This is a genomic window from Methylobacterium sp. AC433 (genome assembly GCF_979253015.1).
The window spans coordinates 33,299-48,504 of sequence record NZ_CEEDBN010000015.1 but is presented as its reverse complement, the minus strand read 5'-3'; the positions used below and the strand labels follow the sequence as shown (position 1 = coordinate 48,504).

Sequence of the window (15,206 nt, the reverse complement as noted above, 5' to 3'; positions counted from 1 at the left end):
TTGGTTCGGAAACCGTCCGTACGCTCTGCGTCCGGGTTCGGTATAAAAAGCTGCCTATCCGCTTCCGGCCGCATCCGGGCGGGAAGCAGCCGTCGCGCCCTTGCCGAGACAGAGGCCCGGCCATCGCTCCGCGATGGCCGCGTGTGAACCACGCCGCAGGCGGCTGTGGGAACTCTCCCACGTCAACGGTGACAGGACCCGTCGCATTGGCGCAGATAGTTCCCATGCAGGATCAGGATGATATCCATCCCGAGGCCGCGATCGCCCCAGGATACCTCGCCAACCACGCTGCCCGCGCCTTCAATCGCGGGGTGGATGCGGCGCTGAAGCCGCACGGCCTGACGATGGCGTTGATTGGGCCGCTCCTGCTTCTGTCATGGAAAGGACCGCTGCTGCAGCGCGACATCGTCCGCTCGTCCGCCGTCAGGCAGCCGGCCATGGTGGCCCTGCTCGACAAGCTGGAGACACTGGGACTGATCACCCGCGCGCCGTCGTCGACCGACCGCAGGGCGTCCCTGGTGGAACTCACGGAAGCAGGACGGGACGCCGCCCGGATCGGCCGCGAGGCCCTGGTCGATGGCAATATCCGCGGGCTCGAGGGCTTCTCGCCCGAGGAGGTCGGCCGACTGGTCGCGCTTCTTCAGCGGCTGATCGGCAACCTTGACCAACCCTAGGCGGCGTATACATCAGACATGATATTATTCGGTTCCAGGGGCTCACATCGTGTCACGCCGCGTCCTCGTCTCCGGCGCCAGCATCGCCGGCAATACCGCGGCCTGGTGGCTCGGCCGCCTGGGCAACGAGGTCACGGTGGTCGAGCGGGCCCCTGAGTTCCGCGACGGTGGGCAGAACATCGACGTGCGCGGCGTCGGACGTGAGGTGCTGCGCCGCATGGCGTTGGAGCGGGCTGCCCTCGATCGTAGCACCGGCGAGGAGGGAACGACCTGGGTCGATCAGAACGGCGCGGTCGTGGCGGCTTTCTTGACCGACGAGTTGTCGCGTGACGGTCCGACCGCCGAGATGGAGATCCTGCGCGGCGACCTGGCACGCCTCCTGTATGAACCGGCGCGCGAGCACGCGACGTTCCGCTTCGGCGACAGAATCGAGCGCATCGCCGACGAGGCAGACAGCGCCGTCGTCACCTTCGCCAGCGGCGCAGTCGAAAGCTACGATCTGGTGGTCGTCGCCGAGGGGGTCGGGTCGCGCACGCGCGAACTCGTGTTTCCCGGCGAGAACGATCCGCGCTGGATGGACCTGACCATCGCCTACTTCACCATCCCCAGCGCGTCGGACGATAACCGGATGTGGCGCTGGTACAATGCGACGGAGGGGCGGAGCATCGCGCTGCGCCCCGACAGTCACGGCACGACGCGCGCCAGCCTGACCATTCACAAGGCGCCGAATGGCGAGGATGCGTGGGATGTGGACCGACAGAGGGCCTACCTCCGCGAGCGCTTCGCGGAGGCCGGATGGCAGGCAGAGCGTGTCCTCGCAGGGATGGATGGCACACGGGACTTCTACTTCGACGTCCTGCGCCAAGTCCGGATGAAGCGCTGGTCGAAGGGGCGCGTTGCCCTGACGGGTGACGCCGCCTGGTGCGCGACACCGCTCGCCGGCGTCGGAACGACGCTGGCGGTGACCGGAGCCTATGTGTTGGCGGGAGAACTCGACCGTGGCGGCGACGTGACGGCCGCCTTGAAGCGCTACGAGGCGGCGATGCGCCCCATGGTCGAGGATGCCCAAGGGGTGCCGAAGATCGGCCCACGCCTGATGCATCCACGCAGCCGGCTCGGTATCCACCTCCTGCACGGTGCGCTGGGCGTCGCGAGCCAGCCAGCCGTCCGCGATCTGGCCGCCAAGCTGTTCGCGGGCGAGCCCAAGGCCCCCGAACTGTCCGCCTATCCTCGACATCCGTAAGGGAGACGGACGCGTCCGCTTCCAGGATGCAAAGAAATCCCGGTGAATGACGCGGTCGGGTCGAGGGCCGCGGGAAGCGGACACGAACGCGGATCTCTGTGGGGCCGACGACCATGGTCGGCCTTCCGCTGCCGACGGCTGACTGACCAGCGTTTGGCGAGCCCGCCAGATCCGTCGGCTGGCGGGGACGCTGGAACGGAGAGCGTTCGCCTCGCCGCGTCAGGCTTGCGCCTGGCCGCCGTCGCCATGGCGCCGCGAACGCCGGTGATCCGGCCACCGATCTGCGTCACGGCCGCAGCGAGCGCGTCCTGACGGCGGCCGGTGACGAACACCGAGGCGCCCTCCCGCGAGGAGGCCTCGGCGGCGGCGCGCCGCTGTCGGCCTTTTCCTGGCCGGCGTCCATCCTGGGCCTGAAGAGCGCGACCGTTCCCTTGTTTTCCGAGGCGGATCGCCGTCCTGCTCCATCGAGCAGCCCGAAAGTGGTCGTTCGCGGCTTTTGAAGAGGGGTTGGAAGCGGACGGGCGAAAATCCACCCGCTCCGGCCGTAAAGGCGACAGACGGGTTCCGACCCAACGTGACCGCTTGGATCGACGTGAATGCTTCCAGCGCAATGGAAAAACCCGCCGCGGCGAGAGCCGGGCGGGTGAGTGAGACGTCGCTCCGAAACGGGAACGTTTTGATCGTGGCAGATGGTATTCCGACTGGGAAGGGAAGCCATCCCGAGGTGCTGACCTGATGATCAGCGTTCGGCGAACAGGCCGGGTACGTCGTCGCGAGTGCGCCGGCCTTGTTCCATCTCAGTTCTTGGTTCTGTTTCGGATCATGAAGCCGTCGTAGGTATACTCTGCGACTTGGAACCAGAGATATTCCTCGCCGCGGAAGGCCCGCAAGCTATCGATGCCTTTTTTGAAATCCGGGTTCTTGGCGGAGATCTCAGCATAGACCTCATTCGTCGCCTTCAGAGCCGCTTCCATGATCTCGTTCGAATAGGGGCGCAGCTGTGCTCCGGTGCCGATGAGGCGGCGCAGAGCGGCGGGGTTCCTGGCATCGTACTTCGCCAGCATGTCCACGTTCGCCGCCATGGCGGCCGCCTGAAGGACGGACTGGTAGTTTTTCGGCAGGCTCTCCCACTTCGCCTTGTTGATGTAGAAGTGCAGCGTCAGGCCGCCCTCCCACCAGCCGGGATAATAGTAGAACGGCGCCACCTTATTGAAGCCGAGCTTCTCGTCGTCGTAGGGGCCGATCCACTCCGCGGCGTCGATGGTCCCGCGCTCCAGCGCCGGGTAGATATCGCCGCCGGCGACTTGCTGCGGAACCGCGCCGAGCTTGGCCATCACCTGTCCGGCGATGCCGGCGATGCGCATCTTCAGGCCTTGCAGGTCGGCGACCGTCTTGACCTCCTTGCGGAACCAGCCGCCCATCTGGGTACCGGTGTTGCCGCCGGGCAGCGCGTAGATGTTCTGCTTGGCCATGAACTCGTTGACGATCTCGTTGCCGCCGCCGTGATAGAGCCACGCGTTCTGCTGACGGCTGTTCAGGCCGAAGGGGACGGCGGCCCCGAGGGCGTAGGACGGATCCTTGCCCACGTAGTAGTAGCCCGCGGTGTGGACCATCTCGACGGTCCCATTGCTCACGGCATCCGCTGCCTGGAAAGTCCCGACGATCTCACCGGCGGCGAAGGGCTGGATCACGAACTTGCCGTCCGTGGCGTCCGAGACGAACTTCGCGAGCACGTCGGCCGCGCCGTAGATCGTGTCGAGGGATTTCGGGAAGCCGGAGCTGAGGCGCCAGCGAACCTCAGGGGCTGACTGGGCGATAGCGGGGGCGGCGATGCTGCCGGCGGCGACCGCGCCGAGGCCGGCATTCTTCAGGAACTCGCGTCTCTTCATGATTTCCTCCGTTGGTTTCTTGGTCGTGTTCTGAGGGAGGACGGCGCACGCCTCCGAACAGGTCGGCGTGTGAGCACGATCACTCGATCTTCGGGGGTCCCAGATCGATCGGCGGTGCATCGTCGCCGGAACCGGCGCCCAGCCCCTGAAGATTGTCGAGCTGCTGCTGGACCGCCGCAGGGTCCACCTTGGTGCCGCTCGACTTGTAGTGTGTGACCATCCCGGGAAAGAGGATCACCAGGGCCACCATGATGCACTGGATGATCACGAAGGGGATCGCCCCATAGTAGATCTGCCCGGTGGTGATCGGCTCCATGCGCTTGCCGGTGACGCGGTCGAGGTAAGGGACCTTGGCGGCGACCGAGCGCAGGTAGAACAGGGCGAAGCCGAAGGGCGGGTGCATGAAGCTCGTCTGCATGTTCACCCCGAGCATCACGCCGAGCCAGATCAGGTCGATGCCGAGCTTGTCCGCCGCCGGCCCGATCAACGGGATGATGATGAAGGCCAGCTCGAAGAAGTCGAGGAAGAAGGCCAGCAGGAAGATCAGCACGTTGACGAAGATCAGGAAGCCGACCTGACCGCCGGGCAGGCTGGTGAGCAGGTGTTCGACCCAGACGTGCCCGTTGACGCCGTAGAACGTCAGCGAGAACACGCGCGCGCCGATCAGGATGAACAGCACGAAGGTCGAGAGTTTGGCCGTGGACTCCGTCGCCTGCTTCACGAGGGCGAAGTTCAGGCGTGCCGGGTTGCGGTCGAGGATCCGCTTGATGCCGGCCAGCACCAGGGAGCCGACCGCGCCCATGGCGCCACCCTCGGTCGGCGTCGCGATGCCGATGAAGATCGTACCCAGGACGAGGAAGATCAGCAGCAGCGGTGGCACCATGACGAAGGTGACCTGCTGCGCCATGCGCGAGATCAGGCGCAGCCCGGTCAGGCGCTCGACCATACCAACGACCAGGGCGTAGAGCGCCCCGGCCGCGGCGAGCTCGGCGACCAGACCCCAGGTGCCGGCTGCCGTCGCCCGAAGGTAGAGGCTGAGGGCCACGAGGGCGGTCGCCAGGACCAGGGAGGCCACGATGCGTTGCGCGCCGAGGAAGCGGTTCATCACCGCGCAGACCAGCGCCACCACGGTCGCGATGCAGATCGTCAGGATGACGTAGTCGGCGCCGGCCTTCGTGCCCGTCTGGGCCATGACGGCGATGCCGATCGCGGCCGAGAACAGGACCAGGATCCCGAGCTGCCAGACGCCGCGGGCGCCGTTCTCCTCACGGTAGCCGATCGCATCCTTGGGCAGGCCGGGCGCGGCCTTGGGCCAGATCAGCGTGACCAGGAGGACGTAACCGGCATACATCGCCGAGAGGACGAGGCCGGGCACGAACGCGCCCTCGTACATGTCGCCCACCGAGCGGCCGAGCTGGTCGGCCATGACGATCAGCACCAGGGAGGGCGGGATGATCTGCGCGAGGGTGCCCGAGGCCGCGATCACGCCGGTGGCGAGGCGCCGGTCGTAGCCGTAGCGCAGCATGATCGGCAGCGAGATCAGGCCCATGGAGATCACGGAGGCGGCGACCACACCGGTGGTCGCCGCCAGCAGGGCGCCGACGAAGATCACCGCGTAGGCGAGGCCGCCGCGGATGGTCCCGAAGAGCTGGCCGATCGTGTCGAGGAGGTCCTCGGCCATTCCGGAGCGTTCCAGCACCAGGCCCATGAAGGTGAAGAACGGGACCGCCAGCAGCACCTCGTTCGACATCACCCCGAAGACGCGGTCCGGCAGCGCCTGCAGCAGCGGCCAGGAGAGGGTGATCGTATCCGGTGCGTAGGGGGCGAGTTCGACCGCGACCACGAAGAAGAGCAGGCCATTGGCGGCGAGCGCGAAGGCGACGGGATATCCGAGAAGCAGGAACACGACGAGCGTCGCGAACATGATCGGCGCGAGGTTGTGGGCTATCAACTCGGCGAACATCGGACCCTGGTGCGTTCGAGGACTGGAGAGGTCGGCGTGGTCGAATCAGGCCTTCGGCGCGGGCTTCGGGCCCGCCTGCGGATCTGCCGCGAAGGCCGCCTTCGCCGGTGCGCCCGCGAGTTCCGCCACGAGGCGCTCGGCCTCCGACTCGGCGGCGGCGTGATGACCGCCCGCACTCGTCGTGTCCTCGATGCGCCCGGACAGGATCAGCAGGCGCTTGATCAGCTCGGAGAGCCACTGCAGCCCGAGCAGGGCGAAGCCGACGAGAATCAGTCCCTTGGCCGGCCAGATCAGCAATCCACCGGCATTGGTGGACACTTCAGCGGATTCGAAGGAGTGCAGGAAGAACGGCGTCGTCAGCCAGATCATCACCGCCAGGAACGGCAGCAGGAAGAACAGGTGTCCGAACACATCGACGAGATCGCGTCCGCGCTTTGAAAGCCGACTTGAGACGATGTCGATGCGGATATGCTCGTTGTCCTTGAGGGTCCAGGCGGCGCACAGCATGAACACGGCACCGAAGAGATACCATTGCAGTTCGAGCCACGCGTTCGACGACGTGCCGAACAGTTTGCGGACGAGTGCGTTCAGGGTGGAAACGATGACCGCAGCCACGATCGCCCACGCGGCGATCTTGCCGATGCGCTCGTTGAGCACGTCGATCCAGCGGCTCAAGCGGAGCATGCGCGTCCTCCTCAAGGGGCTGTTATTCGATGCCCTTCCAAGCTTCCTAGCGCGAAGCTCGGCCGAGATCAGCACGTGATGAGAGATTTTACAGTCTTTGTCACGGTTGCCCGCGTCTAGCTCCTGCCGCGCGTGTCCCGGCTCCCACGGTCCGCTCGGGGTCGGGTGCGAAGAGCAGCACGAGCGCCCCCATCAGCATGCACGTGCCCGAACCGAGCAGGACGCCGATCTTCGTCTCCGCCTCGAGATCGGGCCTGCCGGCGAACGCCAGAAGGCCGACGAACAGGCTCATGGTGAAACCGACTCCGCACAGGAGCGACAATCCATAGATCTGCCACCATCCAGCATGCGCGGGGCGCTGCGCCAGACCGAGCTTGACCGCTGCGAGGATCGCCCCGAACACCCCGACCTGCTTGCCGACGCAGAGACCCAGCGCCACGCCCAGGGTCACCGGATCGAGCAGCATCCCGGTCGACATGCCCGCGAAGGAGACGCCGGCATTGGCGAAGCCGAAGACCGGGAGCACCAGGTAGGCGGACCACGGGTGTATGGCGTGTTCGAGCTTGTGCAGCGGCGACGTGGGATCGTCCGGCTCGCCCAGGCTGAGGCGCAGCGGGATCGTCAGGGCGAGCAGGACGCCCGCGATGGTGGCGTGGATGCCGGATTTGAGCACCAGGACCCACAGGACGACGCCAAGGACGAGGTAGGGTGTCAGGCGGCTCACCCCGGCCTTGTTCATCCCGACCAGGATCGCGAGCACGGCCAAGGCTCCACCGAGCATCGGCAGAGACAGGTCGGCGGTGTAGAACGCGGCGATGATGAGGACCGCGCCGAGGTCATCGATGATGGCGAGGGCGGTCAGGAAGATCTTGAGCGACACGGGAACGCGCGAGCCCAGCAGGGCGAGGACGCCCAGCGCAAAGGCGATGTCGGTCGCCGTCGGGATCGCCCAGCCGCGCAGGGTCTCCGGCGAGTGCCGGTTCACCGCGACGAAGACGAGCGCCGGGGCGACCATGCCGCCGAGCGCCGCGATGCCGGGAAGCATCCGATCCGGCCAGGTTCGCAGGCGCCCGTCGAGGACCTCGCGCTTGATCTCCAGGCCGACCAGCAGGAAGAACAGCGCCATGAGGCCGTCGTTGACCCAGTGCAGGACGCTAAGCCCGCCGACATAGGTCTTGAGAACGGCGAAGTAGGTGTCGGACCAGCCGGAATTCGCGACGGCGAGGGCCAGTGCCGCGCTCGCCATCAGGATCATGCCGCCGCTGGCTTCGCTCGTCAGGAAGTTGCGAAGGACCGAGGCGGGGCGAAAGCGACGCGACATGGCATGGGTCTCCGCCGCTGGCGGCCCGACCAGCGCTGAAACCTGCTGATCCGGCCGCCGGACCATACACCCGAGGGACCTATGCCATCGGCAGACCCCACCCTGCAATACATTGTCCGCTGACCAATCGAATGCGAGGCCCAAGATCGAGGCCCAAGATCGTCAAACATCTAGATGCTGTTATGGACCTGTAAGGCGGTCATTCCAGATGCAGGGGCATGACCTCTTCACGCAAAGCCTACCCGTCCGATGTGTCCGATGAGGAGTGGGCGCTGGTCGCCCCCTACCTGACGCTGCTGCGCGCGGATGCGGGACAGCGCGAGCACAGTCTGCGTGAGGTGTTCAACGGGCTGCGCTACGTCGTGAAGACCGGGGCACCGTGGCGCTGGATGCCCAACGATCTGCCACCCTGGGAAGCCGTCTACCAGCAGGCGCAGCGCTGGCTGGCGGCCGGCTGCTTCGAGCAACTCGCCGACGACTTACGCGCGCTCCTGCGCCTGGCCTCTGGCCGTAGCCCGGAACCGAGCGCGGCCATCCTCGACAGTCGGACCCTGCGCTCGACACCCGAGAGCGGCGAGCGGGCCGGCTACGATGGCGCCAAGCGCAAGAAGGGCTCGAAGGTCCACCTGGCCGTCGATACGCTGGGCCACCTCCTGGCCCGACACGTCACCCCCGCCGATACGGACGACCGCGCCCAGGTCGGGCGTCTGGCCGAGGCTGTACAGGCTGCCACCGGCGACACCGTTGATCTGGCCTACGTCGACCAAGGCTACACCGGCGAGAAGCCGGCCAAGGCCGCCCGTGCGCATGGCATCGAACTGGAGGTCGTCAGACTGCCCGAGGCCAAGCGCGGCTTCGTCCTCTTGCCGCGGCGCTGGGTGGTGGAGCGCTCCTTTGCCTGGGCCACGCGCTTTCGTCGCCTCGTCAAGGATTACGAGCGTTATCCCAGTACCCTCGCCGACCTCCACATCGTCGCCTTCGTCTGTCTCATGCTCAAACAGGCCGCTCAACTCGCGGCCAATTCATAACAGCCTCTAGGCTACGGGTGCGATGCCATTCCGGGCACGTTGTTGGGAATCCCACTGCGCGCTTCAATGAGAAGATCGAACGAATGAAGCTGAAGGGGAGGCCCTGCGACGAATTCGGTACCAAGCCGGTACGAGATATAATCGCTAAGAATTCATCCAAAACAAAAGCCTGCTAAGTCATTGACCTAGCAGGCTGAATTTTTGGTAGCGAGGGAGGGATTTGAACCCCCGACACAAGGATTATGATTCCTCTGCTCTAACCAGCTGAGCTACCCCGCCAGATCGCGGCCGTCCAAGATCGTGGCCGCGATGAGATCGGCGGTATAGGGAACCCCGCCGTGGGGTGTCAACGGGGTCGGCCCTGGGAAAATGGCCGGTCCCGCGACGGGCTCAGAGCTGGGTCCCGAAGATCTCCGCGACCTGCGGGATGTCCTTGTCGCCGCGGCCGCAGAGATTGACGACCAGGAGGTGATCCTGGGGCTTCTGCGGTGCCAGTTCCCGGACCTTGGCGAGGGCGTGGGCCGGCTCCAGGGCCGGGATGATGCCCTCCAGCATCGAGCAGAGCTTGAAGGCATCCAGCGCTTCCTGATCCGTCGCCGAGAGGTAGGTGACGCGGCCGGCCTCGTGCAGCCAGGCGTGCTCGGGGCCGATGCCCGGATAATCGAGGCCGGCCGAGATCGAGTGGGCGTCCGCGATCTGGCCGTCGCCATCCTGCAGCAGGTAGGTGCGGTTGCCGTGCAGAACGCCGGGCTTGCCGCCCGACAGCGAGGCCGCGTGCAGGCCACTGGAGATCCCGTGCCCCGCCGCCTCGACGCCGTACATCGCGACCTCGGGATCGTCGAGGAAGGGATGGAACAGGCCCATGGCGTTGGAGCCGCCGCCGATGCAGGCGACGAGGGAATCCGGCAGCCGACCCTCCATCTCCAGCATCTGCTGCTTCGCCTCGCGGCCGATGATCGACTGGAAGTCGCGCACCATCGCGGGGTAGGGATGCGGACCCGCCACCGTGCCGATGCAGTAGAAGGTGTCGGCGACGTTGGTGACCCAGTCGCGCAGGGCCTCGTTCATCGCGTCCTTGAGGGTCTTGGTGCCGGACTGCACCGGCACCACCTCGGCGCCCAGCATCTTCATGCGGAACACGTTGGGCGCCTGGCGCGCCACGTCGACGGCGCCCATGTAGACCACGCATTTCAGGCCGAAGCGGGCACAGAGGGTGGCGGTGGCGACGCCGTGCTGGCCGGCCCCGGTCTCGGCGATGATGCGCGGCTTGCCCATGCGGCGGGCCAGCATGATCTGGCCGAGCACGTTGTTCACCTTGTGCGAGCCGGTGTGGTTCAGCTCGTCGCGCTTGAAGAAGATCTTCGCGCCGTGGCCGGGGGCGGCCTGCGCGCGCAGGTGCTCCGTCATGCGCTCGGCGTAGTAGAGCGGGCTCGGCCGGCCGACATAATGGGTCAGGTGGCTGTTCATCTCCGCCTGGAAGGCGGGGTCGGCCTTCGCGGCCGTGTAGGCCGCCTCCAGGTCGAGGATCAGCGGCATCAGCGTCTCGGCCACGAAGCGTCCGCCGAAGATGCCGAAGCGGCCGCGCTCGTCCGGGCCGTTGCGGAACGAGTTCGGAGGGGGAGCGATGGTCACGGGCATGGTCCTTGTCAGCTCTGCGTTTGTCGATAGGCCTAGACCCGCGCGGGGGGCGTCGACAATGCGGCCAACGCGTCGAAAGGCGAGATCGGTTCCGAAATCCGGGCCTTTCCGTGCGGAAAGCGTGGGGCGTCGGGTCGAGAACCCCCTGCCCCGTCAGGCCCGGGCCGCCGCGATGAAGGCGGCGATTCGCTCCGGTGACTTCTCGCCCGGACGGGTCTCCACACCCGAGGAAACGTCGACGGCGCGGGCTCCGGTGCGCGCCAGGGCGAGCGCCACGGTGTCGGGGGTGAGGCCGCCCGAGAGCATGTAATCCTCCGGGAGGACGGCGCCACCCAGAAGGTCCCAGTCGAAGGCATGGCCGTTGCCGCCGGGCAGCGCGGCGCCCGGAGGCGCCTTGGCGTCGAGGAGGATGCGGTCGGCCCGCCCCACGAAGGCTGGCACCGCGTCGAGATCCCTGGCCGTTGCGACGCCGATGGCCTTCATCACCCGGCGGCCGGTCGCGGCACGAATGGCCGCGACGCGCTCGGGCGTCTCGCGGCCATGGAGCTGGATCCATTCGGGATCGAGGGCCTCGACGGCGGCCGTCACCAGGGCGTCGTCCGGGTCGACCAGCAGCACCACCCGCTCGGTCCGGCCCTTCGCGCGGGCCGAGAGCGCCCGACCGGTCTCCAGGTCCACGTGGCGGGGACTGCGAGGGAAATGCACGAAGCCGACGAAGTCGGCGCCGGCCTCTAGGGCAACGTCGAGGGTGTCTCGCGTACTGAGCCCGCAGATCTTGATCGCGATGGACGACATGGGGGTCGAGCGGTGCGGGTCTTCGGCCGGTCTCAGCGCGGCGCCGGGAGGGCGACGCGATCGGGGGCGTTGCGGTAGATGCCGTTCGGGCCCTCGTTCGCCGGGGCCGGCGCGTAGGTCTTCAGGCGGGCGGTCTCGCTCTCCAGGCGGCGGATCTCGCGGCGGCGCTCGGCGCTGGTGCGGCGGGTGCGCGACTGCCCCAGCCAGGCCCCGCAGCCGCCGAGCAGCACCCCAGCCGCAACCGCGATGAACAGGAGCAGGTAGAGCGGCAGCGTCGCGCTGAAGACCGGCATGTCGGGCGAGAGGGGATCGAACGAAACCCGCACCGCATCGCGGTTGGCCACCGCGAAGGCGACCACCAGGATCGCCACGGGAAGCAGCACCAAGCCTTTGAGGAAGCGGATCATCGAGAGGAACTCCGAGCGTAGAGGACGGGGCGGATCAGGACGCGGCGGCCTCGCCGTCCCCGATACCGGCCTCGTTGAGGCGCAAGCGCATCTCCTTGCCCGTCTTGAACACGGGGATGGCTTTTTCCGAGACGGCAACGGCCGCACCCGTCCGCGGGTTGCGCCCGCGCCGCGCATCGCGACGCTTCACCGAGAAGGCCCCGAAGCCGCGCAGCTCGACCCGGTCGCCCCGGGCGAGGGCATCCGCGATGGTGTCGAGGATCGCGTTCACCAGGGTCTCGACGTCGCGCTGGTAGAGATGCGGGTTCTGCTCGGCGATCTTGAGCACGAGCTCCGACTTGATCATGCGAGGGCCTTCACGAAGTCATGCACGAAAGGTTTGGCGCGCCCTAGCGGGCGGCATCCGTCGGGCCCGGGCGCCACAGCACCAGGAGCCCGCCCTGGGCCAGCCCCGCCGTCTCGTCGCCGACCTGGCGCAGGCGGGCTGCGAGCCCGTCGAGGCCGACGAGGTCGGCTCCGAGGCCGAGGGCGGACCAGAGCCGAAAGTCGCTCTTGGCCACGGGCTTCCAATCCAGCACCGGCAGGTCCCTGGCCACGCCCCGCTCGGATTCGAGCCAGGCGATGGCCTGCCGCTCGCCGCCGAGGCCGTCGACGAGCTTCAAGGGAACGCTCTGGCGCCCACTGAACACCCGGCCGTCGGAGACGGTGGCGAGTTCCTGGTCGGTCATCCTGCGCCGGTCGGCCACGAGGCCCTTGAACCACGCATAGGTGTCGCCCACGACCGCCGCGAGGGCCGCGCGGGCCTCGGGCGAGGTGGGCGTGAAGCCCGAGGGCTCGGCCTTGAGCGGCGCCGACTTCACCGACTCGACCTTGACCCCGACCTTGTCGAGGAGGCCCGACAGGTCCGGATACTGGAACAGCACGCCGATGGAGCCGACGAGCGCGGTCTCGCGCGCCACGATGTGATCGGCGGCGATCGCCGCGATGTAGGCGCCGGATGCGGCGGCGCCGTCGACGAAGGCCACCATGGGCTTCTTCTCGGCGAGGGCCCGCAGGTTGCGGTAGAGCTCCTCGGAGCCGGTCGTGGTGCCGCCCGGCGAGGAGATCGACACCACGACGCCCTGCACGGCGCTGGCGTCGCGGACGCGCTCGATCAGCTTGGTGGTGGACTCGCTGCCGGCGATGAAGCCGCTCACGGAGATCCGGGCGATCTGCGGCCGGACGCTTCCCAGGCCGAGGCCCTCGCCGCCATTGCGGACGCGCAGGCCGACCGCGCCGACCGCGACCACGAGGCCGCCGATACCGAGGACGCGCCAGAGGGAGAGCTTGCGGCGCAGGCGCCGGCGATCGATCAGAAGTTCGGCATCCGCGGCCATGCGCTGGTTACGCTCCCTCAGGTGCCGGCTTGGCCGGCTGATTGTTCGGGACGCCGAGGTCCGGACGCCGAGCCCGGTACGCGCCCGCGTCCGCCTGCGCGCCGAACCTTGTCCCACACTCGACGCCGATTTGCATCAAGCCTTTGACGCATCTCGCGTCCTCCGGCGTGATACCCTCGCCGACCCGTCGTCGGGTCCGTGTTCTAGCCTTGCCGGACGCTGACCGACAAGGGGGCTCCGGCGTCCGACCCGGGCCGGGCTGACGGCGGTTCAGGCATGAAAAACGCCCGCGCGGGAGGCGATCCCGCGCGGGCGTGAAGGGTGTTCGGAACTCCCCGGTCTCGAAGGACCGGGGAGCCTGCGGGACCGATCAGTCCTGCGACTCGTCCTTGTCGTCGCTGGTGCGGGCCTTCTTGAAGGCCGCGCCCAGGATCTCGCCGAGCGAGGCGCCCGAATCGGTCGAACCGAACTGGGCCATCGCCTCCTTCTCTTCGGCCATCTCGAGGGCCTTGATCGAGAGCTGGACCCGGCGCGCCTTGCGGTCGAACTGGATCACGCGGGCGTCGAACTTCTCGCCGGCGGCGAAGCGCTCGGGGCGCTGGTCGCCGCGGTCGCGGGCGAGCTCGGCCCGGCGGATGAAGGTCGTCAGGTCGGTGTCGACGATCTTCACGTCGACGCCCGAATCCTTCACGTCCACCACCTCGCAGGTCACGATCTGACCCTTCTTGAGATCGCCGGCTTCCGTGAAGGGGTCGCCGCCGAGCTGCTTCACGCCGAGCGAGATGCGCTCCTTCTCGACGTCGACGTCGAGAACCTGGGCGCGCAGCATGTCGCCCTTCTTGAACTCCTCGATGACCTGCTCGCCGGGACGGTTCCAGTCGAGATCCGACAGGTGGACCATGCCGTCGACGTCGCCGTCGAGGCCGATGAACAGGCCGAACTCGGTCTTGTTCTTGACCTCGCCCTCGACCTCGGAGCCCACCGGATGCTGCTGGGCGAAGGCCTCCCAGGGGTTCTGGAGGGTCTGCTTGAGGCCGAGCGAGATGCGGCGCTTGACCGGATCGACCTCGAGGATCTGCACTTCCACTTCCTGCGAGGTGGAGACGATCTTGCCCGGATGGACGTTCTTCTTCGTCCAGGACATCTCGGAGACGTGGATCAGGCCTTCGATGCCCGGCTCCAGCTCCACGAAGGCGCCGTAGTCGGTGATGTTGGTGACACGGCCCTTGAGCTTGGCGTCGACCGGGTAGCGCTGGGCGATGCCCTCCCACGGATCGGCCAGCAGCTGCTTGATGCCGAGCGAGATGCGGTGGGTCTCGTGGTTGATCTTGATGATCTTGACCTTGACCGTCTGGCCGATGGTCACGACCTCGGACGGATGGTTCACGCGGCGCCACGCCATGTCGGTGACGTGGAGCAGGCCGTCGATGCCGCCGAGGTCGACGAAGGCGCCGTACTCGGTGATGTTCTTGACGACGCCGTCGATGACCTGACCCTCTTCGAGGTTGGCCACCAGCTCGGAGCGCTGCTCGGCGCGGCTCTCCTCGAGGACGGTGCGGCGCGACACGACGATGTTGCCGCGGCGGCGATCCATCTTGAGGATCTGGAAGGGCTGCGGGGTGCCCAGGAGCGGGGTGACGTCGCGCACGGGGCGGATGTCGACCTGGGAGCGCGGCAGGAACGCCACGGCGCCGTCGAGGTCGACGGTGTAGCCGCCCTTGACCTGATTGAAGATCGCGCCGGTGACGCGCTCGTTGGCCTCGAAGGCCTTCTCGAGCTTGACCCAGCTCTCCTCGCGGCGCGCCTTGTCGCGCGAGATGACGGCCTCGCCGAGCGCGTTCTCGATGCGGTCGACATAGACCTCGACCTCGTCGCCGACGGCGAGCTCGCCTTCGCGGCCGGGGCCGTTGAATTCCTTGAGGGCGACACGGCCTTCGGTCTTGGCGCCGATGTCGATGACGGCGACGTCCTTCTCGATCGCGACGACGCGACCCTTGACGACGGAGCCTTCGGTGATCTCGTGCTCGAGGAAGCTCTCCTCGAGGAGAGCCGCGAAATCGTCGCGGCTCGGGTTACGCTGCAGGGCGTTACCAGCGGTCATTCTGTCTCCTGACAGGCCTCATCGAGAGGCCGGCATCGGCGGCTCGTGTGACGGGGCACCCTCGACGTCGCCGCCCGGGGTCCTGGA

General features: G+C 67.5%; 13 protein-coding genes, 1 tRNA gene and 1 pseudogene. 3 read left to right on the top strand and 12 right to left on the bottom strand.

From position 1 onward, the window contains the following. Positions 1 to 224: 224 nt before the first annotated feature. Positions 225 to 674 (top strand): MarR family winged helix-turn-helix transcriptional regulator, encoded by a 450-nt coding sequence (locus AC0IWM_RS18660; RefSeq protein ID WP_471757385.1) that lies wholly within the window; start codon positions 225 to 227, stop codon positions 672 to 674. A gap of 49 nt (positions 675 to 723) precedes the next feature. Continuing rightward, positions 724 to 1,917, top strand: a complete 1,194-nt coding sequence (locus tag AC0IWM_RS18655; protein WP_471757383.1) for an FAD-dependent monooxygenase — start codon at positions 724 to 726, stop codon at positions 1,915 to 1,917. A gap of 233 nt (positions 1,918 to 2,150) precedes the next feature. On the opposite strand, the pseudogene AC0IWM_RS18650 reads toward AC0IWM_RS18655, so the two are convergent. The 5 genes and pseudogenes from AC0IWM_RS18650 to nhaA form a co-directional block, all read right to left on the bottom strand. Further along, positions 2,151 to 2,285, bottom strand: a pseudogene (locus AC0IWM_RS18650) (oxidoreductase); the annotation flags it as partial. Positions 2,286 to 2,714: 429 nt separating this feature from the next. Then, entirely contained in the window at positions 2,715 to 3,806 is a 1,092-nt protein-coding gene (locus AC0IWM_RS18645; protein WP_471757381.1) for a TRAP transporter substrate-binding protein, read from the bottom strand. Positions 3,807 to 3,885: 79 nt separating this feature from the next. Then, positions 3,886 to 5,769 carry a TRAP transporter large permease gene (locus AC0IWM_RS18640; protein WP_471757379.1) on the bottom strand — a complete coding sequence of 628 codons (1,884 nt, stop codon included), beginning with the start codon at positions 5,767 to 5,769 and terminating at the stop codon, positions 3,886 to 3,888. Positions 5,770 to 5,814: 45 nt separating this feature from the next. Next, positions 5,815 to 6,453 carry a TRAP transporter small permease subunit gene (locus AC0IWM_RS18635; protein ID WP_471757535.1) on the bottom strand — a complete coding sequence of 213 codons (639 nt, stop codon included), beginning with the start codon at positions 6,451 to 6,453 and terminating at the stop codon, positions 5,815 to 5,817. Between the two features lie 100 nt (positions 6,454 to 6,553). Then, entirely contained in the window at positions 6,554 to 7,774 is a 1,221-nt protein-coding gene (nhaA, locus tag AC0IWM_RS18630) for a Na+/H+ antiporter NhaA (protein ID WP_471757377.1), read from the bottom strand. 218 nt (positions 7,775 to 7,992) lie between these two features. Between nhaA and AC0IWM_RS18625 the strand changes: the two genes are divergently transcribed. Continuing rightward, the gene (locus AC0IWM_RS18625) at positions 7,993 to 8,802 is read left to right on the top strand and encodes an IS5 family transposase (protein WP_471757375.1); all 810 of its coding nucleotides are present in this window, start codon (positions 7,993 to 7,995) and stop codon (positions 8,800 to 8,802) included. Between the two features lie 202 nt (positions 8,803 to 9,004). On the opposite strand, the gene AC0IWM_RS18620 is transcribed toward AC0IWM_RS18625, so the two are convergent. From AC0IWM_RS18620 to rpsA, 7 genes are all read right to left on the bottom strand, one after another. Beyond that, a tRNA-Met gene (locus AC0IWM_RS18620) sits at positions 9,005 to 9,081 on the bottom strand. Between the two features lie 111 nt (positions 9,082 to 9,192). Beyond that, positions 9,193 to 10,434 carry a tryptophan synthase subunit beta gene (gene trpB / locus AC0IWM_RS18615; RefSeq protein WP_471757373.1) on the bottom strand — a complete coding sequence of 414 codons (1,242 nt, stop codon included), beginning with the start codon at positions 10,432 to 10,434 and terminating at the stop codon, positions 9,193 to 9,195. Between the two features lie 159 nt (positions 10,435 to 10,593). Further along, positions 10,594 to 11,235 carry a phosphoribosylanthranilate isomerase gene (locus AC0IWM_RS18610; RefSeq protein WP_471757371.1) on the bottom strand — a complete coding sequence of 214 codons (642 nt, stop codon included), beginning with the start codon at positions 11,233 to 11,235 and terminating at the stop codon, positions 10,594 to 10,596. 32 nt (positions 11,236 to 11,267) lie between these two features. Further along, the gene (locus AC0IWM_RS18605) at positions 11,268 to 11,642 is read right to left on the bottom strand and encodes a LapA family protein (protein WP_056478037.1); all 375 of its coding nucleotides are present in this window, start codon (positions 11,640 to 11,642) and stop codon (positions 11,268 to 11,270) included. A gap of 34 nt (positions 11,643 to 11,676) precedes the next feature. Further along, positions 11,677 to 11,988 carry an integration host factor subunit beta gene (gene ihfB, locus AC0IWM_RS18600; protein ID WP_055959108.1) on the bottom strand — a complete coding sequence of 104 codons (312 nt, stop codon included), beginning with the start codon at positions 11,986 to 11,988 and terminating at the stop codon, positions 11,677 to 11,679. A gap of 43 nt (positions 11,989 to 12,031) precedes the next feature. Next, entirely contained in the window at positions 12,032 to 13,018 is a 987-nt protein-coding gene (gene sppA, locus AC0IWM_RS18595; RefSeq protein WP_471757369.1) for a signal peptide peptidase SppA, read from the bottom strand. A gap of 370 nt (positions 13,019 to 13,388) precedes the next feature. After that, complete coding sequence (gene rpsA / locus AC0IWM_RS18590; RefSeq protein WP_471757367.1) at positions 13,389 to 15,119, bottom strand: 30S ribosomal protein S1; 1,731 nt, start codon at positions 15,117 to 15,119, stop codon at positions 13,389 to 13,391. Between the last annotated feature and the right edge of the window lie 87 nt (positions 15,120 to 15,206).

Bases quoted from the DNA above. Each gene is read 5' to 3' on its own strand.
- ihfB (WP_055959108.1), bottom strand. From the start codon at position 11,988: ATGATCAAGTCGGAGCTCGTGCTCAAGATCGCCGAGCAGAACCCGCAT.
- rpsA (WP_471757367.1), bottom strand. From the start codon at position 15,119: ATGACCGCTGGTAACGCCCTGCAGCGTAACCCGAGCCGCGACGATTTC.
- AC0IWM_RS18645 (WP_471757381.1), bottom strand. From the start codon at position 3,806: ATGAAGAGACGCGAGTTCCTGAAGAATGCCGGCCTCGGCGCGGTCGCC.
- sppA (WP_471757369.1), bottom strand. From the start codon at position 13,018: ATGGCCGCGGATGCCGAACTTCTGATCGATCGCCGGCGCCTGCGCCGC.
- AC0IWM_RS18625 (WP_471757375.1), top strand. From the start codon at position 7,993: ATGACCTCTTCACGCAAAGCCTACCCGTCCGATGTGTCCGATGAGGAG.
- AC0IWM_RS18640 (WP_471757379.1), bottom strand. From the start codon at position 5,769: ATGTTCGCCGAGTTGATAGCCCACAACCTCGCGCCGATCATGTTCGCG.
- AC0IWM_RS18635 (WP_471757535.1), bottom strand. From the start codon at position 6,453: ATGCTCCGCTTGAGCCGCTGGATCGACGTGCTCAACGAGCGCATCGGC.
- nhaA (WP_471757377.1), bottom strand. From the start codon at position 7,774: ATGTCGCGTCGCTTTCGCCCCGCCTCGGTCCTTCGCAACTTCCTGACG.
- AC0IWM_RS18610 (WP_471757371.1), bottom strand. From the start codon at position 11,235: ATGTCGTCCATCGCGATCAAGATCTGCGGGCTCAGTACGCGAGACACC.
- AC0IWM_RS18605 (WP_056478037.1), bottom strand. From the start codon at position 11,642: ATGATCCGCTTCCTCAAAGGCTTGGTGCTGCTTCCCGTGGCGATCCTG.
- AC0IWM_RS18660 (WP_471757385.1), top strand. From the start codon at position 225: ATGCAGGATCAGGATGATATCCATCCCGAGGCCGCGATCGCCCCAGGA.